17 protein-coding genes are annotated in these 21749 nt (G+C 50.5%); 5 read left to right on the top strand and 12 right to left on the bottom strand.

Annotated elements, in window-relative coordinates; genetic code table 11:
• Positions 1-19 precede the first annotated feature (19 nt).
• The 3 genes from MCJ35_RS00230 to MCJ35_RS00220 are packed head-to-tail and all read left to right on the top strand — an operon-like array spanning position 20 to position 4398.
• The gene (locus MCJ35_RS00230) at positions 20-1288 is read left to right on the top strand and encodes an MFS transporter (RefSeq protein WP_025483532.1); all 1269 of its coding nucleotides are present in this window, start codon (positions 20-22) and stop codon (positions 1286-1288) included.
• On the top strand, positions 1273-3606 hold the full coding sequence (locus MCJ35_RS00225) for an ABC transporter permease (protein ID WP_240299303.1): 2334 nt from the start codon (positions 1273-1275) through the stop codon (positions 3604-3606). The genes MCJ35_RS00230 and MCJ35_RS00225 overlap by 16 nt, the downstream gene beginning before the upstream one ends.
• 33 nt (positions 3607-3639) lie before the next feature.
• Positions 3640-4398: an ABC transporter ATP-binding protein gene (locus tag MCJ35_RS00220; protein ID WP_008721257.1), complete on the top strand. Its 759-nt coding sequence runs from the start codon at positions 3640-3642 to the stop codon at positions 4396-4398.
• A gap of 21 nt (positions 4399-4419) precedes the next feature.
• Here the strand turns inward: MCJ35_RS00220 and MCJ35_RS00215 are convergent, their stop codons facing one another.
• From MCJ35_RS00215 to MCJ35_RS00200, 4 genes are all read right to left on the bottom strand, one after another.
• The gene (locus tag MCJ35_RS00215) at positions 4420-5787 is read right to left on the bottom strand and encodes a homoserine dehydrogenase (RefSeq protein WP_008721256.1); all 1368 of its coding nucleotides are present in this window, start codon (positions 5785-5787) and stop codon (positions 4420-4422) included.
• A 49-nt stretch (positions 5788-5836) separates the two neighbouring features.
• On the bottom strand, positions 5837-6826 hold the full coding sequence (locus MCJ35_RS00210) for a zinc-dependent alcohol dehydrogenase (protein ID WP_025483537.1): 990 nt from the start codon (positions 6824-6826) through the stop codon (positions 5837-5839).
• A 137-nt stretch (positions 6827-6963) separates the two neighbouring features.
• On the bottom strand, positions 6964-8289 hold the full coding sequence (locus MCJ35_RS00205; RefSeq protein WP_227795197.1) for a GntP family permease: 1326 nt from the start codon (positions 8287-8289) through the stop codon (positions 6964-6966).
• Between the two features lie 510 nt (positions 8290-8799).
• On the bottom strand, positions 8800-10722 hold the full coding sequence (locus MCJ35_RS00200; protein WP_008721246.1) for a sigma 54-interacting transcriptional regulator: 1923 nt from the start codon (positions 10720-10722) through the stop codon (positions 8800-8802).
• Positions 10723-10940: 218 nt separating this feature from the next.
• Here MCJ35_RS00200 and otnK point away from each other — a divergent pair, with 218 nt between their 5' ends.
• Both otnK and MCJ35_RS00190 read left to right on the top strand, forming a co-directional pair.
• Positions 10941-12236, top strand: coding sequence for a 3-oxo-tetronate kinase (gene otnK / locus MCJ35_RS00195; protein WP_025483539.1), 1296 nt, complete (start codon positions 10941-10943; stop codon positions 12234-12236).
• 15 nt (positions 12237-12251) lie between these two features.
• Positions 12252-12845, top strand: coding sequence for a class II aldolase/adducin family protein (locus tag MCJ35_RS00190; RefSeq protein WP_025483540.1), 594 nt, complete (start codon positions 12252-12254; stop codon positions 12843-12845).
• A gap of 155 nt (positions 12846-13000) precedes the next feature.
• Here MCJ35_RS00190 and MCJ35_RS00185 read toward each other — a convergent pair whose 3' ends face one another.
• From MCJ35_RS00185 to MCJ35_RS00150, 8 genes are all read right to left on the bottom strand, one after another.
• Complete coding sequence (locus tag MCJ35_RS00185; RefSeq protein WP_025483542.1) at positions 13001-13795, bottom strand: hypothetical protein; 795 nt, start codon at positions 13793-13795, stop codon at positions 13001-13003.
• Positions 13796-13872: 77 nt separating this feature from the next.
• Positions 13873-14811 carry a transketolase family protein gene (locus MCJ35_RS00180; RefSeq protein WP_025483544.1) on the bottom strand — a complete coding sequence of 313 codons (939 nt, stop codon included), beginning with the start codon at positions 14809-14811 and terminating at the stop codon, positions 13873-13875.
• A complete protein-coding gene (locus MCJ35_RS00175; RefSeq protein WP_025483545.1) occupies positions 14799-15635 on the bottom strand; it encodes a transketolase in 837 nt (278 codons plus the stop codon). The genes MCJ35_RS00180 and MCJ35_RS00175 overlap by 13 nt, the downstream gene beginning before the upstream one ends.
• Before the next feature lie 80 nt (positions 15636-15715).
• On the bottom strand, positions 15716-17206 hold the full coding sequence (locus MCJ35_RS00170) for a glycoside hydrolase family 32 protein (protein WP_025483546.1): 1491 nt from the start codon (positions 17204-17206) through the stop codon (positions 15716-15718).
• A 37-nt stretch (positions 17207-17243) separates the two neighbouring features.
• Positions 17244-18077 carry a carbohydrate ABC transporter permease gene (locus tag MCJ35_RS00165; protein WP_025483548.1) on the bottom strand — a complete coding sequence of 278 codons (834 nt, stop codon included), beginning with the start codon at positions 18075-18077 and terminating at the stop codon, positions 17244-17246.
• A gap of 10 nt (positions 18078-18087) precedes the next feature.
• On the bottom strand, positions 18088-18972 hold the full coding sequence (locus MCJ35_RS00160) for a carbohydrate ABC transporter permease (RefSeq protein WP_025483550.1): 885 nt from the start codon (positions 18970-18972) through the stop codon (positions 18088-18090).
• A gap of 47 nt (positions 18973-19019) precedes the next feature.
• Entirely contained in the window at positions 19020-20423 is a 1404-nt protein-coding gene (locus MCJ35_RS00155) for an ABC transporter substrate-binding protein (protein WP_025483551.1), read from the bottom strand.
• A gap of 60 nt (positions 20424-20483) precedes the next feature.
• Complete coding sequence (locus MCJ35_RS00150) at positions 20484-21734, bottom strand: ROK family transcriptional regulator (protein ID WP_025483552.1); 1251 nt, start codon at positions 21732-21734, stop codon at positions 20484-20486.
• Positions 21735-21749: the final 15 nt, after the last annotated feature.

The raw sequence follows: 21749 nt of genomic DNA, 5'->3' as shown, positions 1-21749 counted from the left end.
TTGTATAGGAGGTTTCAGAATGCAGGAAAAAACAATCCATACCCCATCACCTAAAAACTTCAATTTAATGGTGTCCGGCCAAATCATCTCCATATTAGGTTCAGCGCTGCTGCGGTTTGCGCTCTCCCTGTACGTCCTGGATACAACAGGCAGCGGGTCTTTATTTGCCACGCTGTTTGCCATATCCAATATCCCCCTTCTGCTTGCCCCCCTGGGCGGGGCCATTGCCGACCGGTTCAACCGCCGCAATCTGATGGTGATATTTGATTTTACCAGCAGCGCAATTGTATTGTCCCTGATCATACTTATGAGTGTGGGCAGTATCTCTGTCTTCACAGCCGGGACGTCCATGGTGCTCCTGTCTATTGTCAGCGCCCTTTATACCCCCGCCGTAACGGCAAGTATCCCCCTGTTGGTTGAGGAGCAGAAGCTGGAAGGGGCCAATGGTCTTGTCCAGGCGGTTCAGGCCCTGTCAGCGGTTGCGGCTCCGGTCCTTGGCGGGATCCTGTACGGACTCATGGGCCTTAAGACCGTTGTTGCGGTTAGCTGTATCTCATTTTTCCTGTCTGCCGTAATGGAGCTTTTCATCCAAATACCTTTTGTGAAAAGACAATGGACCGGGCCTGTCATACCGGCCATCGCAAGGGATATGAAAGAAGGATTCACATACGTCCTTAAGCAGGAATTCATACGGAGGGTCAGCATGATTGCCGTCCTGCTCAACCTGGTCCTGATTCCTTATTTCCTTGTGGGCGCCCCGATTGTGCTGCGGGTAACGATGCAAAGCAGCGATACCCTGTACGGGATTGGGATGGGACTCATTAACTCCGCCACCATATTAGGCGCATTGTCCATTGGCTTTTTCGCAAAGAAGATGAGCCTTAAAACCTTGCACCGCTGGCTTTTTGCCTGCGCCCTGATGATGGTGCTGATGGCAGCATCCCTAATGCCCCTTTTTCTTAGGCTGGGGTATTACCCTTCGTTTATCCTGTTCATGCTGGGCGCCATCCCTATTGCGGCAAGCATGACGGTCATCTCCATCTACATCATCACAAAGGTCCAAAAAATAACACCGGACAAAAACCTTGGAAAGGTCATGGCAATCATTACGGCAGTCTCCCAATGCGCAGCGCCCCTGGGCCAGATACTGTACGGCGTTATCTTTGAAAAATGGAGCACCCAGGTATTCATACCCACATTCTTAGTGGGTATCATGACACTGCTTCTGGGTGTCCTGACATGGTATCTGTTAAAATATGAGGAGGTCACACCATGTACGGAAAACTGATCATGAACGACATACGCAAAAGTAAACTGGTTTCCATCACGACCGCGGCCTTTATCGTGGCTTCGGCGGCCCTGACATCGGCAGCAGCCATGCTGGGCATGAATCTGTCCGGAGCGGTTGACCATCTGATGGAGGAGGCAAAGGCGGTCCACTTCCTGCAGATGCATTCCGGTGATATTGACGTACGGCAGCTTCAGGACTTCGCGGATATCCAGGGCAACGTGGAGGCATACCAGCTGGCCAGGTTCCTTAATGTGAAGGGATTAGACATTTCCATAGGGGAAAAGTCCCTGGAGGGAAGTGTGCAGGACAATGGATTTACCACGCAGAACAGGACCTTTGACTTTTTATTGGATTTAAACGGTGATGTCATCCATCCGGCTGACGGCGTGGTCTATGTCCCTCTCTGCTATAAAAAGGACGGAAGCGCCCAAATAGGCGATACGCTGACCGTGCACGGCGTGTCCCTCACGGTGGCCGGATTTTTGCGTGACTCCGCGATGAACGCCGATATTACCGGCTCCAAGCGGTTTCTTGTCAGTGAGGATACGTTCAGGGATCTGGAAGGCTCCGGCAGCATGGAGTATCTGATTGAGTTCCGTTTAAAAGACCCTGCGGCCTTCCCTGCGTTCCAGTCGGATTATTTCGAGGCCGGACTGCCGTCCAATGGCCCGCCTGTCATCAGCCGTCCGCTGCTTGCCATGATGAACGCAGGAACCGACGGCATGATGATTGCAGTGCTGGTCATGATAAGCATCCTGGTAATCATCGTGGCGTTCCTCTGTATCCGCTTTACGCTTCTCGCCAAAATCGAGGAGGATTACAGGGAAATCGGTGTACTCAAGGCCCTGGGCCTGCGCGCCAGGGACATTGCAAAGCTGTATTCTGCCAAATACGGAGCCATTGCCGGGGCAGCCTGTGTCCTGGGATTCCTGCTCTCCTTCCCCCTCCTTGCCCCACTGATGGGCAATATGCGCATTTACATGGGTGACAGCGGCAGGGGCGCGGTTACGCCATTCATAGGCGCACTTGGGACTTTAACCATCTTCCTTGTGGTGATGTGGTATGTAAAAGCCGTTTTGGGGCGTTTCCGTAAAATCCCCCCGGCACAGGCGGTCCGGTTCGGCGCACCCATGGAACACCCCAACGCTGCAAAGGGATTCTGTTTCAGCGAAAACAGGCTCCTTCCGCTCAATGTCTTCCTCGGTATCAGGGATGTGCTTTCCCGCAAAAAACTCTACATGACCATGTTCGCGGTGCTGGCTATTTCATCCCTTATCCTGATTGTCCCGCAGAACATCTACAACACCATTTCAGCCAGAAGCTTCATGACATACATGGGTGTTGGTGAAAGCGACATTTCGGTATATCTGTCCCAGACACGGACAGACGATGTCCGGCAGGTAACAGCGGACCTAAGCGCCGCGCTGGCGGCGGATGAAAATGTTGAGGGATACACGGTGCTTTCCGGTATGGTATTCAGCATGCCGGGGACAGACGGCCGCGTGGAGCGGCTGCGGGTGGACCTGGGCGACCATAACGCCTTCCCTGTCATGTATTCCCAGGGAGGCCCTCCTGCAACCGGCAGGGAAATCGCCCTTTCCTCCCTGAACGCCCGGGAGCTTGGGAAGACAATGGGGGATGGGCTGACACTCATTGTGGACGGCAGGGAAAAACACATGACCGTATGCGGAATCTATCCCGACATCACCAACGCCGGGAAAACAGCAAAGGCCTCCTTTGAGGCAGGGGATGCTGATTTAATGCGGGTGGTCATCCCTGTGGAACTCCGGAATAAGACGGCAGCAGCCAAAACAGTGGCCCGATATCAGTGGGAGTTCCCATCCGCCACGGTCACGGCTGCGGACGAATATGTGCGCCAGACATTCGGCGGCACATTGGAGGCCATACGGAAAGTGTCTTACGCCTCTGCCTCTGCCGCCGTATTGCTTACCATCCTGGTCACCTTGCTGTTCATGAAAATGCTGGTGGCAAAAGACCGCTATCCCATCGCGGTCCTGAAATCCATTGGTTTTACCAGCGCGGATATCCGCAGGCAATATATGACCCGTTCCGTAACCGTGGCATTGTCCGGGGTCATATGCGGCGTAATCCTGGCAGACACCTTGGGAGAGGCGGCGGGCGGGGTATTGATTTCCTCTTTAGGCGGCACCGCCTTCAAATTTGCAGTAAACCCGTGGTTTGCTTATCTGCTTTCCCCGCTGTTACTTGGGGCTTGCGTGATGGTTGCAACGGTATCCGGCGTATCGGATATACGCCGGTTGAAAATTCCGGAACATATTAAGGAGGCATATTGAAAATTTCGGAACATATTTAAGGAGGCATAGGATATGGAAGACATTGTTACTGGAACAAATATAGTGAAAATTTTTGGAACCGGAGAAGAACAGGTGAAGGCGTTAAACTCCGTCAACGCACAAATCAAAAGAGGTGAGTTCACCGCAGTGATGGGTCCTTCCGGTTCAGGGAAAACCACGCTGCTGCACGTGCTTTCCGGCATGGACAGCATTAGCAGCGGTTCAGTGAAGTTCATGGATAAGGAATTGTCCGGTCTCAGCGAAGACGGACTTGCGGATATACGCCGGACAAAAATGGGCTTCATCTTCCAACAGCCTGCCATGCTGAAGAACCTTAACCTCCTGGACAATATCATCCTTCCCGCAGCCCTGGGCGGCAGGCGTGCTGCCGCCGGATCCGTTCAAAAGGCAAAGGCCCTGATGAAGGAAATGGGCATTGGAGGACTTGAGCACAGGGATACCCGGGCGGTTTCCGGCGGACAGCTCCAGCGCGCGGGAATCTGCCGCGCCCTGATGAACCATCCGGAGATTCTCTTTGCCGATGAACCCACCGGCGCCCTTAACTCAAAATCAGCGGAGGAAATCATGGGGCTGCTTGTGGATATCAACAGGAATGGCACCGCAATCCTGCTCGTGACCCACGATGCGCTGGTCGCCGCCAAGGCTGACAGGGTGCTGTTCACCAAAGACGGCGCCATCGTTTCTGACCTGCTGCTGCAAAAGTTCAGTGAAACGGATATGGGGGCAAGGACAAAGAGAGTACTTGCAAGGATGGCTGCTATCGGTATTTAGGGATTAGATTTCCTCCATCCATCAGATTTCCAATCCTTTGGCATACAGCTTATATGTCTCCAGATGGGTCAGCTCCACGTCTTCCAGTGTGACGGGGTCCCCCTTCTTCACATCCCGCAGCAGGGTCGTGCCGTTCAACAGATAGAATGGCGCCAGATGCCCAACGGAACTGCTCTCAAGAAGCTCAGGAATCAGGCCGTCTATGGAATGATGGTGTCCCTGCACCTTAAGTTCAGTGCCTTTTGGCAGATCCCGGTCAGCCACTCCGGCCAGGACAGATACCTGGCGGCATTCCGGGTGCGTGCCGATTCCCATTAAGTCCCCTAACAGGATGGATACCGGGGTTTCAAGGCCCATATAGTGATATGGATAGTAGATGCAGCAGTACTTGCCGTTTTTACTCATCACATGGCCTTTGCCCTTCAGGATATCCCACATCTTCTCATTCTCACATCTGACGATGATGAATTCACCTCCGCAGAAGCTGGCCTCATCCGTTCCCCGCAGATTATAGAACACATCCACAACTCCTGTTTTCTTTAAGATGCCGCCGTCCTCCTCAGGAATGAAAATGTCCGCAAGCTCGCTGGTCTTGGCAATGGGATAGCTTAAGAACGGCGAGGACGGTACGAATCCGGTTATGTTGGACACAAGGTTCATCTCGCAAAGGTCGGCGGATATGACGCCTGTGTATTTTTCCAGCATCCTGCGGCGGGCTTCAAGTGTCTCAACGCCTTTGTAACGCCAGTGGTCCATCATTTCCGGTAACGGCTGGGTGACTCCGGTTCCGTCCGTCAGGGTAAATTCACCTGTCTCCCTGTCCCAGACAAAGTCGTACTCGCTGGCCTTTCCTGCGCATACCACCTCAAGCCCCAGAAGCATTGCCCATGAATAGAGGTCTAAAAGGTTCCTTGGCTGGTCGCCGTTAACCAGGGAATATACCGCGCCGTTCTCAGCAGCCACCTGGTTTAGGAGGGGACCGCACACGCTGTCCGTTTCCTTGGAAACCATGTAGACGTTGATGCCTCTGCGAAGGGCCGAAAGAGCTGCGTCAGAGCTTACTGCCGTATTGCCGGTACACTCCACAAGGGCCGTGACCCCGCATTCCATCACCAGACGGTAATCGCTGACAATCAGGATTGCATCCTCTGGCGCCTGGTCAATCTGCTCCCTGGTTCCGCAGATTACGATATTGGTTTCATCGTATCCGATTTCCTTCAGCACCTCCAGGCATTCGTCCGTGTGCCTGGAGCTGATGACCCGAAGCTGCATATGCTTTACCTTGGGAATCTGGGCAAGCAGTGTATAGCCATATCCCCGGGTAGCCCCGATGATTCCCACCTTTGATGTCTTTCCATTGTTATTGTTGATTAAGTTGGTATAATCCATAATTATGATACTCTCCTTTATTGATTCATTGGCTTATCTGCGTGCGTTCTCATGGACGGAATACAATCTTAATTGCGGCATCGTCCTTGTCCGCCAGGTCAAATCCGGCCTTTATGTCAGCCAGCTTAAACTCATTGGTAATCAACGGCGCAATCCTGACCGTTCCCTGGATGATGGGGCGCAGGGTGTCGGGAACCCATACATAGCGCTGCTGCCATGTGTGGTGTACCAGACAGGTATTTACGAATTCCAGGCCGTCATCATGCCAGCGGCTGATATTCAGGGTCACCGGTGTGGTTACCCAGCTGTAGAATACGAACTTGCCGTTGTGGCGTATCATTGCACTTGCCGCATTAAAGGATTCCGCTGTTCCGGCAGCCTCAACCACCACGTCCGCGCCGCGTCCTCCGGTCAGGGCCTTTACCTTTGCCACCGGGTCCTCTTCCCTGGAATTAATCACCACATCCGCTCCCAGGGATTTTGCCAGGTCAAGCTTGCCCTCCAGCACATCCACCACAATCACCTGATAGGCACCCTTTAATTTGGAACACTGGGCAATGATCTGTCCGGCATAGCCGCCGCCCATGATTACCACCGTATCCCCCAGCTGTACGCCTGTGTTAAGCCCGGAATACATGGCGCAGGCCGTTGGTTCACCCAGGGCGGCTATATCCATATCCAGTCCCTCCGGAACCGGCTGAAGCTGGAATGCCTTGGATTTGAAGTAGTCGGCAAAGTTATTGTTCCAGCCAAATGCCATCACCTTATCGCCCACTTTATAGCCGCTGACACGGTCCCCGACCGCAACAACGGTCCCCCCGCTCTCATGTCCGAGGAGGAATGGGAATTCCGGCGGCTGGCGGAACTCCGCTGTCTGGGGCGGCATGGATCCCCTGTAAAAGCTTTTGTCTGAGCCGCAGATTCCCATCATATGATTCCTTACAATGATGTCATCCTCGCCGCATTCCAGTTCACGTTCAATTAACTCGATGTCGTATGCTTTGTTCAGGCGTGCTGCCCGTGTTACAAATTTTTCCATTTATCAGTTTCCTTTCTGGTTCCTTTCTTCAGGGAAATGTTCCCTGTTTGAATTTCCATCTGTGCCGGATTCGATTACTTGCCAGGTTAGATTACATGCCGGATCCAATTACATGCCGGATTAGATTACATGCCGGGTTAGATTACATGCAGCGCAAACAGGATACAGGTAAATATGGCGCCGATGAACCCAGCCACCGTGGACGCGCCGCCAACCGCGCGGATGCCCTGGTTCACATCCATATTGGACATGGATACGGTTACCCAGAATCCGGATGAATTGGCATGTTTAAACATCAGGGCGCCTGTTCCGCATGCCAGGAAGGCTGCGACCGGGGAAATGCCCAGGGTTGCCAGCATCGGCTCTACCAGCGCTGCCGCTGTCATGACGCCAAGTGCATTGGATCCGGTTACCACATGGATGATGGCCGCGATGATGATTGGAATCAGGATGGCAGGGAAGGAGGACTGTACGATGATGTCCGCAATCTTCTCAGCAACGCCGGCGTTCTTTACAAAGGTTGCAAGGGCGCCGCCCATACCGGTTACAACGATAGGCATTGCAGCTGCAACGATTCCTTCATTTACCCAGTCATTTAATACTTTCTTGCTCTTCCATTCCTTACCTGTCAGAAGCAGGGAAAGGATACATCCTGTAAACAGCGCTGCCAGCGGGCTTCCGATGAATGCAAAGAAGTTTGCCACCGGTGTCTCCGGCATCATGACAGATGCAACCGTATTCGCCAGGATTAAGAACAGGGGGAACAGGATTGGAAGCAGGGACTTGGACAGGGACGGAAGTTCCATGTGTTCTGTCTCCTGGGCCGCCTTCAGGAATTCCTCCTTTGGAAGCACCGGTGTCTTCAGTGTCATACAGTAAATGGTTGCACCCACCACACTGGGGATTGCAACGATAAGTCCCCACAGGATTGCCTGGCCCAGAGGTACGTTTAACAGGGCTGCGGCGGACACTGGTCCTGGTGTGGGAGGTACCAGGGAAGCGGTTACCAGGGCGCCCAGGTAAAGGGCCGCGCCGTAGCTCATCATGGATTTCTTGGTCTGTACTGCTAACAGAGATACGATGGGGATTAACAGGATGACCACGGTATCGGCAAAAATCGGTATGCCCAGGATAAAGGAACTGAGGGCAATGGCCCAGATCATGTTCTTCTCACCAACCAGCTTGATGGCCCATTTAGTAATACGCACAGCCGCCCCTGTTTTCTCCAGGACCGTACCCATGGTACATCCGAGGAAGATGACGATTGCCACGCTTTTGATGGTTCCTGAGAAGCCGCTGTTTATGGTTCCCTCGATTTCAGCCCATGGGGTTCCCAGTGCAATTGCCAGTATCAGGGCGGCAATCAGGATTCCCATTGCCGCATTGACCTTGCATTTGGAGATGAGGAAAATCATTAACAGGATTACAAGTGCAAAAACAATAAGTACATATGATGTTGACATAAAACCAACCCTCCCAAATTTGTATTTTACTGCCGGATTTCTTTTCATCAGGTACTCCTAGTGCTCCATCCGGCCAGAAACCATACTGCCAGTGCTGGATATTTTGTCAGCCTGCAAGGCGGAGGAAGGAAGCGGAGTGGGTCCTCCGCTGACTGACGACAACGCAGCAGATGGCAAAATAGGCAGTGCTGGGAGTATGGTTTCTGGCCGGATGGAGCACTAGCATAACTGATTCACCGAAACCGGACAGCAAGTTTTGTTGCCAGATTAAAAAGCAAACTTCATGCCAACTTTTTTGATGCAATTATAAACATTATATAAAATTAGGGAAAAAAGAATTATCTGCTTGCACGGAACTGATATCCTTTGGCTGTAAAACAGAAAAAGCGATGCAACGCCTGCAACATTTACTTTAAATATTGCAACATTTTGCATCACTCTTCCCATGTTACCTCTGATTTTCCTTATAAAGACTATATTCCGAAACGGTTTTAGAGCCGTCCTTTCCAGCTACATCCCGTACTTCTGCATTTTCCTCCATAAGGTTGACCGGTCCATGCCAAGAAGCCTGGCTGCCCGGGTGCGGCTGCCATTGCATTGTTCCAGGGCCTGGCGCAGCCTTTCCGGTTCGCTTAGCGCGGCAGCGTCCTTTATCCCCTCCCTGGCAGACAGCATGAGGGATCCGCCTGAATCCGGATCCATATCCAGATCCGGAGGATAAAGGGCATCCTGAAGGTTTTTCCTGGTAATGATATTCCCGGTTTTCAGCACGCTGGCCCGCTCCACCATATTCTTCAGTTCCCGGATATTACCGATGAACGGATATTGATGCAGAAGGGAAAGGGCGCCCGGCTCCAACTGAGGCAAGGGTGTCCTGGTTTCCCGTCCCTGGACCTGCAGGAGATGGAGGAACAGAAGCTCCACGTCATTTTCCCGCTCCCTTAAAGGCGGCAGGAACAGGCGCAGCACATCCAGACGGTACACCAGGTCCCTGCGGAACTGCCCCTTGTCAGAGAGCTTTGATATGCTCTTATTGGTGGCGGAAATAATACGCACATTCACGTCAATCACCTTATTGTCACCAATCCTGCGCACCTGGCGCTCCTGGAGGACTCGCAGGAGCTTGCTCTGAATGGGAAGGGATATCTCCCCCACCTCATCCAGGAACAGGGTTCCGCCATGGGCCTGCTCAAAAAGCCCCATCTTCCCGCCTTTGCTGGTCCCGGTAAAGGCGCCTTCCACATATCCGAACAGTTCGCTCTCCAGAAGGTTCTCCGGAAGGGCAGCACAGTTGATGGCCACGAACGGGCCGTTATTCCGGCTGCTGCTGTTATGGATACCCTGGGCAAACAGTTCCTTGCCTGTTCCTGTTTCCCCTACAATGATCACGTTGGAATCAGACGCGGCATACCGCCTGGCTGTCTCAATGGTCTGGTCAATGACCCGGCTCTGGTGGATGATATCCTGGAACGTATATTTTGCCTGGAATCCGCGCTCGCTGAGTTTGCGGCGTATCTGGCTTTCCAGGTTCTGGATCATTGTGATGTCGGACAGGAAGAATACCACCCCTGAGATTTCCTTATTGGCAATGACCGGGGTACAGCTGACCGACACCGTGACCTTTGTTCCGGGGATGGTGAGGATCCTGCCGCTCTCCTCCTGTCCGCTGGTAATCACGGAATGGAACATTTTATACAGGTACGGAAGGGCCTGCTTTAACGGACGGTCCATCAGGCTGATGTCCCCGTTCATCTGACGGATGACCCGGTTGCGGACCTGGATGACCCCGGCTGCATCCACATAAAGCAGGCCGTCCTTGGAGGAATAGATGATGGTTTTATACATCTGGGAAATAATCCTCTGATGGCGTATCTGGTCCACGGTATGGATTGCCTCATCCACTGCCTGAAGCACCGTATCCTCGCCTGTCCGTATCACCACAGCCGGAAAATCCTTCTGGCGTGCCAGGATATTGGCGGAATATCCCCCAATCAGGGCATCACAGCCAGCCGCAATGGCCTGGTCAAGCTTTGCCGCCAGGTCTTCATGGCGGACCGGCGCATGGACCTCCACATCGATTTTGAAAAAACGGCATATGTTCTTCACCTCATACATCTGCCCGCCGAACCCAAGGACAGCCACCTTTTTCGGATGATACTTCTCACAGCACTCCGAGATGGCCCTTACCATGTCATACCCGGATATGGACAGTCCGATGGTGGGCACCTGTTTGTATTTGGCCACTGTCTTCTGGGCCGTGTATCCCCTGGCAATGATGGCATCATACTCATCTGCCGGGATATCCGGCGTATCCTCCACCGTCATGACCTGGATGTCCGCGTTAAGCCGCTTTTTCTCCGGATGATGGGATATGACATGCTCTACCTTTTCTCTTAATTCAGGATACGGGACAATAAACAGAAGACGGATCATACACTACCTCCCCACGGTTTCATCAAAAGTGTTGCATCGATGTTGCATTTGCCTGATTATATAATAACCTGCGATTTAAAGTCAACAGAAAAAGCCGCATACGCGGGTTTTTTCCAATTTGCTGTGCCTGGCATGAAATTTGCTATATAATAAAGGGAAATACAGTATCATATGTCAGAAAGACAGGTTAGAAGGACAGATTAAAAGGAGGACTACAGATGGCGGTTTTAGGATGTATTGCCGATGATTTTACCGGAGCCAGCGATGCGGCTTCGTTCCTGGTCAAGGGAGGGATGAGCGTACGGCTTTATAATGGTATTCCAGACATACAGGCACAGGACAATGAGACAGGAGGGCAGGAGGAAGAAGCTCAGGCCGTGGTAATCGCACTTAAATCCAGGACCCAGGAGACTGCACGGGCCGTGTCCGACAGCCTTGAGGCGGCCCGTTTCCTGCTCAGCCAGGGAGTGGAACAGATTTATTTTAAATACTGCTCTACCTTTGATTCCACACCCAAAGGCAATATCGGGCCTGTTGCAGACGCCCTGATGGACCTTATGAAGGTGCCTTACACCATTCTGTGCCCTGCCCTTCCGGTCAATGGCCGGACCGTGGAGGACGGCAGGCTTATGGTGGGCGGTATCCCCCTCCATGAAAGCCACATGAAAAACCATCCGCTCACCCCCATGTGGGACAGCAGGATTGATAAGCTGATGGAACCTCAGAGCCGGTATTCCTGCCGCTGTGTGGGGGAGCAGGGAGCCGATGGATTCATGGCAGGGTCAGGTTCCGGAGAAACCGGGGACAGACAGCCCGGGGAACCATTCTATCTCATCCCGGACTACAGGACGGAGGAGGACGGTGAACGGATTGCCTCCATGTTCGGGCATCTTGCGCTTCTTACAGGAGGCAGCGGCCTTTTGGAGCCACTGGCCAGACAATGGACCAAAAAGCTTTCCTCCCAGGGAAAGATTCCTGATAATGCCACAGCAGGAATGGCCCTTCTTCTGGCGGGCAGCTGTTCCAAGGCCACCCTTTCACAGATTGCATGGTATCAGAGCCAGGGCGGTCCCTGCTGCCATCTGAACCCAAGGGAAATGCTGGAGGGAAGGCAGACCGTTGATGACGCATGGAGGTTTATAAAGGAACACAGCAGTGAAACAGCCGCCGTCCTCGTATACAGTTCCGACACCCCGGATAAGGTAAGGGAATACCAGAAACTAGGCGCCGAAAAGGTAGCCGCCATGCTGGAAGGAGCGGCCGCCGAACTGGCTGTCCGCGCAGTAAAAGCCGGATATACCAGAATCATATCCGCCGGGGGCGAAACCTCGGGGGCAGTTACCAAGGGACTGGGCTTTTCCTCCTACTGGATGGGCGAAAGCGTGGCCCCCGGCGTACCAATCATGGTTCCGGCAGAAAGACCGGATATCCGCCTGATCCTTAAGAGCGGGAACTTTGGACAGGAGGACTTCTTCGGACGCGCCCTGTCCATGACAGCAAAACCAAATTACTAATACAGGGAGGCAATTATGGAAGACTTAATATTACAAGAAAAGCTGGATTCAGCGGTATGGGCTGCCCACAGCCTGTTTGAACGGGGAAAGACCGCTGGTTCTTCCGCTAACATGAGCTTCAGGCACAATGACCTGGTCTATATCAGCGCCAGCGGCTCCTGTTTCGGCACCATGCGCAGGGAAGATTTCACGGCTGTCAGAATGGACGGCACATCTGTATCGGACAAAAAGCCCAGCAAGGAGTGGCCCCTTCATCTGGCGCTCTATGGGAAATCCGCGGACATAGGCGCGGTCATCCACACCCACAGCACCTACTCCGTGCTCTGGAGCTTTGTCCCTGCCCAATCAGAGCAGGACTGCATACCGGACCACACACCCTATCTGAAAATGAAGCTGGGGACCGTGGGCCTGGTTCCCTATGAAAAGCCTGGCTCCGAAGCCCTTTTCTCAGCATTCCGTGAGCGGGTCAGTGACAGCGACGGCTATCTGCTGAAAAACCACGGACCAGTGGTTCCCGGCAAAACAGTCATGGATGCATTCTATTGTCTGGAAGAATTGGAGGAAAGCGCGCGGATTGCCTGGGAACTGTATAGGGCCGGGCTGGTATAGTGTGGCGTGCTTAGTCCTAAGGGGGTACCTCTGGCGGATTCCTTAGGGCTGACTCATAAAAGGCTGACACATAAAAGGGCTGGCAAAAAGACGGATCCGCCTGGGGTTTCATCACCCCCGGCAGTCTCTTTGCATCAGCCCTTTTATTGATAACCTTATTCCTGTCCTTCCGTCAGCATCCCCTTGGACGGTTCCTCCTCATCCGCGTGGCTGGCGTCCTCTTTGCTCTCCTTCAGTTCATCCACAGACTCCTTCAGTTCCCTGCCCTGGCTTTCAGCCAGCTGGTCCGCCTGGTCCCTTAACCCGGCAATCTCCTTTTCCTTTCTTTCCAGGGCGCCCATCTCATTATCAATCATGTCCTTGACCGTGACACCCTCTCCCTTGCCGGACAGCACATCCACATGAAGTTCACCCATGCCAAGCTCCGCTTCCTTTACATGAACCTCTCCCTCAACACGGTTTTTCACCGAGGAAACCGTCTCCGCATGCTTTATGCCGTCCGACAGGTTGGCCAGATTGCTCAGATATTCTGTCTCAGCCTGTTCTTCCGTCCTGGCGGCATGGGATTTTCCTGACTTTTTCTTATCCTCCTGTCCTGCGGCCTCTTTGGCCTGCTGGGCATAGAGTCCCGTAATCTGCTTATCGATATCAGCCAGCTGCCTGCCATAATTTTTCAGCTGGTCCTTAATATCCTCCACCTTCCCGCCGTTTTTAAGCGTCTCCTCAATCAGGCTGTTTTTCCGGTCCATGATGGACTGCTTCTGCTTTGTCAGGTTGTCTATCATGCTCATCAGCTTCCCCTGGGGCGAGAGCGTAAGGCGGTCCTTCCTGGCCCTGTTCCCCTGACTTTCCCTGCTGCCGGCAGCCCCTCTTTTTGCAAAGGATGCGTTGACCCTCGCAGCATTGATGACCGTATTGCGGGGCTGGCCCGCACTGAACTGTATCCTCATCCTGTATCCTCCCTCTTGGCCGATAGTAAATTCCTGTTATTTATATTATCGTACCAGATAGCGGAAACTTTACAGTTTCACAGGAATACTTTCACCTGGCGGTAAATGCCTTCTGCGTTAAGCCCGTAATATTGCAGCAGTTCTTCTGCCGGACCGGACTGTCCGTATACATCATTCATTCCGATACGCTTCACAGGTACCGGGAAAAATTCTGACAGCAGTTCTGTTACAGCGCTTCCCAGTCCCCCAATAACAGAATGCTCCTCCAAAACCACAATCTTTCCTGTTTTTCTGGCTGCCTTCAGAATAATTTCACCATCTAACGGCTTAATAGTATGAATATCAATTACACCTGCATGAATCCCATCTGCCTCCAGATACTTTATAGCCTCCAATGCCTTTGCAAGCATCAGCCCGGTCGCGACCAGGGTAACATCCTCCCCTTCTGACAACTGGATTCCTTTTCCAATCTCAAACTTATAATCCGGGTCCGAATGGATTACCGGTACAGGAAGCCTGCCGAACCGCAGATATACCGGTCCGTCATACATGGCAGCAGCACGTACTGCAGCCCTTGCCTCCACATCATCGGACGGATTGATTATCACCATGCCCGGAATCGTGCGCATTAGCGCCACATCTTCATTACATTGATGGGTAGCGCCGTCCTCTCCCACCGATATACCTGCATGGGTTGCCCCTATTTTTACATTCAGATGAGGGTATCCAACAGAGTTACGTATCTGTTCATATGCCCTTCCTGCCGCAAACATGGCAAAGCTGCTGACAAAAGGTATCATACCGGCTGTAGCAAGCCCGGCAGCAATTCCTATCATATTAGCCTCTGCAATACCACAGTCAATATGCCTGTCAGGATACGCCTTTTTAAAGTACGCCGTCCTGGTGGCCCCCGCCAGGTCTGCATCCAGAACCACAATCCTGTTATCTTCCTTTCCCAGTTCAACCAGGGTATTGCCGTAGCTCTCCCTTGTAGCAGTCTTTTTTACTTGCTGCATAATCCTGCCTCCCATTCCTCCAATTCCTTCATTGCCATCCGGTATTCTGCTTCATTGGGTGCTTTTCCATGCCATCCTGCCTGATTTTCCATAAAAGAAATACCCTTTCCTTTTACAGTCTTCATAATAATGGTACTGGGCTTTCCCTTTATCTGCCTTGCCTCCTGAAAAGCACTTCTCAGTGCTGAAAAATCATGACCGTCCACGCACATGGCATGAAACCCAAAGGACTGGAATTTATCCGCAATCGGATAAGGACTGCAAACATCTTCAATCCTTCCATCAATCTGTAATCCGTTATTATCCACAATCACAACCATATTATCCAGTCTTCTGGCAGCTGCAAACATGGCGGCCTCCCATACCTGTCCTTCCTGAATCTCACCGTCCCCCACCAATACATAGGTCCTGTAATCCCTTTTCTGCATTTTAGCTGCTAGAGCCATCCCCACTGCAGCAGATATCCCCTGTCCAAGGGAACCTGTAGACATATCAATTCCTGGGGTATGCTTCATATCCGGATGTCCCTGCAGATAAGAACCGGTGTGCCGGAGAGTACGTAGGTCCTCACGGGGAATATATCCCATTTCCGCCAGAACGGAATACAGACCAGGCGCCGTATGTCCTTTGGACAGTACGAACCTGTCCCTGTCCCCACTGTCAGCCAATTCCGGCGACACATTCATCTCCTCAAAATAAAGATATGTAAATAAATCAGCCGAGGAAAGCGAGCCCCCCGGATGCCCCGAACCAGCCTCATAGATTGCTTCAAGCGCGCCTTTACGCACCTTTACCGCTTTTTTTCTAAGTTCCGTATCCTTCATTTTTACCTCCAAAAAATAAGCGGCTGAATGAACCCATTCCCTTCATCCAGCCGCCTGCTGTTTTCTTTTGCAATCATCCACTAGCGGAATAACTCTTTCGAAAATAAATCCGCACATCGCAGATTATATGCATCCGCCTTTACTTCGGCCGGCCCGCCTTCGGCTGCGGCTTCCACAGTTCCCTCTGTAATAGCCTGTGGCAGCACGGATGTCAGGCATGTACCATCGTCGAGGAATATCTCAATAACCGTCCTGTCCAGGAATATAGTCAGTTCATGTTCATCCTTTTTCTCCCAAGGAGCCTTTTTTGTACCTGCGCTGACAAAATCACATCCTATCCTGATTACCTCGCCCTTTCCTGAAGGCAGGATGAGCTTGATGGCGCTGTCCAGCCTGACCCAAAGCTTGATTTCTGCGGTGCCTTCCCTGATGTCAAATAGCTTCTGGTTCTTATCGCTTGTCACAGCACCGGAAAATGCAGTATGGTCATCCCTAAGGGATTTAAGCTCTTCCACCGGATTTTGACGCAGATGTCCGTCCTGAGAAACAGAAAGCTGCCTTGGAAGGGATACGCACCCATTCCATCCCTTTGTGTTGGAAAAGCCTTCCACTGCTCCCCACATGATTTTACGTCCTCTGTCATCCTCAAGAACATTCGTTGCATAAAAATTAGTGCTAAAATCCACCATCCCACTGGATTCCACAGTAAAATGCGCGTGTTCAAAATCCATGTTCCCCACATAGTATTCAACCGCGCCATGAGGCGATACCAATATGACCCATTTATCCTGTATCTTTACAAGGTTAGGACATTCACAGCTGGGCACCTCCCTGTCTTCCAAGCTGAAGATGACGCCTTTATAGGACCATTCCGTATATTCAGGATTCCGTGCTTCATACAGTGCAATCACCGCATCGTTCTTTTCTTTCCCAATGCGTCTGGCTCCCAGAATCAGATATCCTTTCCCGCCGTGCTTCACGACGAAGGGGTCCCTCCACTCAGTAAGCCGTTCATCCCCGTGCAGATCATAATCCAGTACAGGATTATCCTCAGCAGGTTTCCATTCCAGCAGGTCATCGTCCCCAAACCACAGCCACTGGTCTGCCGTATCCTCCGGACGCTTTTCAGGACCGACACTTGTATAAACAGCTATCGGGGTTCCATTATCATTTAAAGCAGTTGTCCCAAACCAGATAAAATGCTCACCCTTTTCAATGACAGGGTAAAGGGCTATGGGCAGATGCTCCCAATGCACCATGTCCTTGCTCCGCGCATGCCCCCAAACCGTAATTCCGCCTGTCCAGTCCTCATGCCGTGGATCCCACACCCGGTGGGCGGTCTTATATACCATTCCGGCGCGGTGCTTTGATGTATTGGGATTTAAGCTGTACATCATATGGTAATATCCTTTATGATAAATAATACCGTTCGGGTCATCCATCCATTGGGAAGGGGAATGGAAATGATACCTTGGCCTCAATGGATCTTTGTCAGCAATTTCTGCGGCATCTTCAATATCCCTGACCCCGTTTTTTAACAGTTCTTCTAATTGTTCCCGTGTCTCAAGCATGATACATCCTCCTAGGGTGTGTTTTAACATTCATTCCTTAACCCTTAATACCAGACATTGCAATCCCTTCCACAAACAGATCCTGCATGCACAGGAAAAGTATCAGCGCCGGAAGCAGGCTCAACGTACAGGTTGCCATCAGGACAGGCCAGTTGGTTGAGTAGGTGCCCTGCATCAGGTAGATTCCCAATGTCAGCGTGTTCTTCTTACTGTCACTTAAATAAATCAAAGGCTTTAAAAAATCATTCCATGTAGCAATAAAAATAAAAATAGAAAGTGTCGCAACGGATGGTTTTGAAAGGGGAAGATATATCTTTGTGAAAATCCCCCATGGAGTACACCCATCAATCTTGGCGGATTCAGCCAGTTCAATAGGAAGGTCCCCAAAAAACTGTCTCATCAGGAATACGCCAAATGGAAGTGTAAGAACCGGCCAGATAAGCGACCACAGGGAGTTCAGCAGATTCATATTCTTCAGCAGTTCAAAGGTAGGAACCAGCATGACATGGAACGGAATCATCATGGAAATCAGATAAAATAAAAACAATACGTTCTTTCCCCTGAACTTCAGGCAGGCAAATGCATATCCAGCCATAGTACTAGTAATCAGCTCAGTTACCAGTACCCCGATGGTCACCAGAAGCGTATTGGTAAACATGGGCAGGAAATCAAACCGCTGCAGCACATCCACATAATTGAACCATTTTAAGAATGAGCCAAAAAATTTGGGAGGATACACAAATACATCACTTAAATCCTTAAAGGAAGTGGATACCATCCAGAAAAACGGAAGAAGCATCAGCGCTGAACCAGCTAGCAGGATAATCATTGAAAAGGTCTTTACAAGCCGTTCTTTTGTTTTCTTTTTCATACCGCACCCCCTAACCGTCACTGCGTCCATTAATCACGAACATGATTAATGTGAGTATGAATATAATGGCAGCCAGTACCCATCCAAGTGCACAGGCATAACCCATATTATAGAATTTGAATGCATTCTGGTAAATGTAATGCACAAGGACGGATGAGTGCCTGGCAGGCCCACCGCCTGTCATGATGACAACCTGGTCAAAGACCTGAAAGGAATTGATGATTGTAATAATCGTCACAAACAGCGTGGTGGGCTTTAACAGAGGTACGGTTATGTACCTGAACTTCTGCAAGATGGTTATTTTCTCCAGTTCTGCCACCTCATAATAATCCCCCGGTATATTCTGCAGTCCTGCCAGGAACAGCATCATATTATAACCCACATTTTTCCAAATGCTTGTAAACATGACTGCCGGAAGCGCAAAGGACTTATCTGTCAGCCAGTTAGGGCCGGGAATCCCCAGCACCCCCAGAATGTAGTTTACCATTCCAAAGTCCGCATTGAACATCCACTGCCAGATTAATGAAACAGACACCGTGGAGGCAATGACCGGAACAAAGTAGGCTGCCCGGAAAAACCGGATTCCTTTTATCTTCTGATTAAGTGCAACCGCCAGTACCAGCGGAACTATAATCAGGACAGGAACCGTAACTGCTGTATAGGCAAGGGTATTCTGCAGCACCCTTAAAAACTTTGTATCCGAAACCATCTTTACATAGTTTCCAGCACCAATAAAGTTAGCCTTATGCACAAAATCCCAATCCGTAAAACTCAGATATAATGATTTAAACAGCGGATAGATTGTGAATATCACCAGCCCAATCAGGCTGGGCAGCAGGAATATGCCTGCCCAGAAGGCATCATTGTACACAACTTTCTTTCGTCCCTTACCCATTGTACCCTCCACGTCCTGTCCTGTAAGTCAACTTGAAATCAGACCTTCTATTCTTCCAGAAGCGCATTTACCTCTTCCTGCCACTCCGGAAGTATGGAGTCCAAATCTCCATCATTATAGAAATAATCCTCCATATAAACGGTACATGTATCATAGATTTCATCCGTATTGCGCAGATGGTCAAATGGCCTCAGGGACGCTTCTGTCCACAGCCATGTCATATCCAGCCACCCTTCCGGATATACCTCGGGATTGTACCATTTATCCTGGTTCTCTTCTTTGTAAAGTGAAACCCGGTTCGGCATCCAAAGTCCCGTCTTATAAACATCTGAGCACACATCAACACTTGTCAGGTACTGCACCAGTTCAAATGCCTCTTCCGGATGCTTTGTATCCTTCCAGATACAATCAAGGTTAGCTGAGCCAATTGGTTTTGTGCCTTCTGCCATCTTAGGAGGAAGACCGGCCCCCAGATTGATTCCTGACTGTGACAGTTCCTGAAGTGCATAGGAACCGACAAAAATAGAAGCAACCTGTCCCGTCATGAACATCTGGGTCGGTGAATGGCTTGTGTCAACACCAACTGCCGTGGGATTGGGGGCTACACCGTACACGGTCCTGAGCTCCTTTATTTTAGTCAGGGTGTCCCTGGTTGCTTCAGAATCAATCCCTACCGCCTGTGTATAATCATCATTAAACCAATCAGCTCCATTGGACCCCAACAGTTCCAGTGTTGTGTACAGGGAAAATTTTTCCTCGAAATTACTGGTACCGTACTGTACTGTCTTGCCATCCTCCACCTTAGTAAGTTTCTCCATGTTTTCCACAAATTCATCCCAGGTCCACTGGTCTTCCTTCTTAGTAGGAATATATTCCACCCCTGCTTCGTCAAACAAATCCTTATTATAGAAAATAACCGGTCCTACAATACAGCAGTCAACGCCATATATATGTGTATCCCCGTTTTCTCCCTCATACTGCATTTTCTCAAGGGATGAAGGCAGATAATCGGATACATCCACCCCCTTCTCATCCATAAGGTCCGTCAGGTCCATCAGCTGGCCGCGGTCCACAAAATCCCTCATATATTCCGGATTCACCCAGAATACATCCGGGGCATCACCGGCATTAATCTGTGTGTTAAGCTTGGCATGATGTTCACTAAAGGAATTTACCGTATATTCCACGGATACATTGGGATGGGAATCTTCGAATCCGTCAATCGCGCGCTGGATGGCCTGACGCTCCAGGTCACTGGCTTCCCAAGTGGCAAATTTAAGGGTAATATCCTCCCCCTCCTTAACCTCTGCTGCCGGAGACTCCTGTCCGGTTGTCTGGGCCGTGCCGTCCGGTGCCCCGGTTGTCTTTTCCTCTGCTTTCTGACCGCACCCTGCCAGCAGCGACTGGCACATACAGATACTTAATACTGCTGCAACTAATTTCTTTCTCATAAATACCTCCTTAATACATTCCATTGTTTTTGCTATAAAAAACAATCTCCCTTAAGGCGCTTACTCTCCTATACCATTCTCTACTGGCTCCAGGATTTTGCTAAAATCTCCCCCTGTGGCAAGGAACTGCTCCAATATAAAAGTTGCTGCTCCAATGGAAGCCATATTACTGCTTCCTTTGCCAATAACGATTTCAATCTCATTGTCAATATACCCGGAATAGCGTTCATTCAGCGCCTGCTCAAACAGGCCCATAAAAACATCCCCTGTCCTGCAGACCTTTCCTTCAAATATAATCAGCTGGGGATCCATCAGGTTAATGACACTGGAAACAGCCATCCCAAGATATTGTGCTGCATCCTTTAACACCTTAAGTGCCTGTCCATCATTATTCCTGGCTGCTTCAAATACAGTATATACATCTATTTTCTCCACGTCCCCAAAAACCAGGTCATAAATCAATGAATTATGGTCCTTCTGTATCATCTGCCTTGCATTCCTTGCTATGGCATTACCGGAAGCATATAGCTCCAGACATCCATGATTTCCGCAATTACAGGAAAAACCGTCCTTTTCCACCACCATGTGGCCCAGCCTTCCTGAGGATTTGTTATTTCCATAATACAGTTTTCCATTCATTACAATGGCAGAACCGATACCCGAACTGATATTCACATACAGGAAATTCTTCACATTCTGTGCCCTGCCAATCCGCATCTCGGCAGATGCCATGGCACGGGTGCGCTCTTCAATGACAATCTCGCCATCAAAATGCTTTCGGAATATTTCCTTCATCCTCACATCACGCCAGTTAAGTTCCGGCGAATAGGATATATATCCCTGTTTGGGATCAATCAGCCCCGGTATTCCCATTCCAATGCCAAGAATCTTCCCTGCTTTGTCACTATTATGTTCCAGGATTGTATGTATTTCCTTTATGACCCGCTGGATGACAGAATCAACCGTATCTGTTACCCGTATATCCTGAATCCTTTTTTCTTCTATTTCCAGTAAAAGATTCACAAGAACAACCTCAGTCCAGGACTCATTGATATCAACCCCAATAATGTAATATGCTGATTTACTGAACTCCAGCATCACAGGCGGTTTTCCTCCGCTTGAGACTCCCTTGCCAACTTCCTTTACCAGACCCCTGGCAGATAAATCATCTATGATTTTCATGACAGTAGGTATGGAGAGACTGGTACATCTTGCAATTTCAGCGCGATAGATTGATGGTTCTTTCCATAACAGATTGAGTACATTTACTTTATTTGTAAAATTAATTAAACTGTTGTCACCCTTTTGCATATGTATTCTTCTCTT

Source organism: Enterocloster sp. OA13, from assembly GCF_022440595.1.
GTDB lineage: Bacteria > Bacillota > Clostridia > Lachnospirales > Lachnospiraceae > Enterocloster > Enterocloster hominis.
Note: the sequence above shows the minus strand (reverse complement) of the source record. Positions and strands in the feature narration are given on the sequence as shown.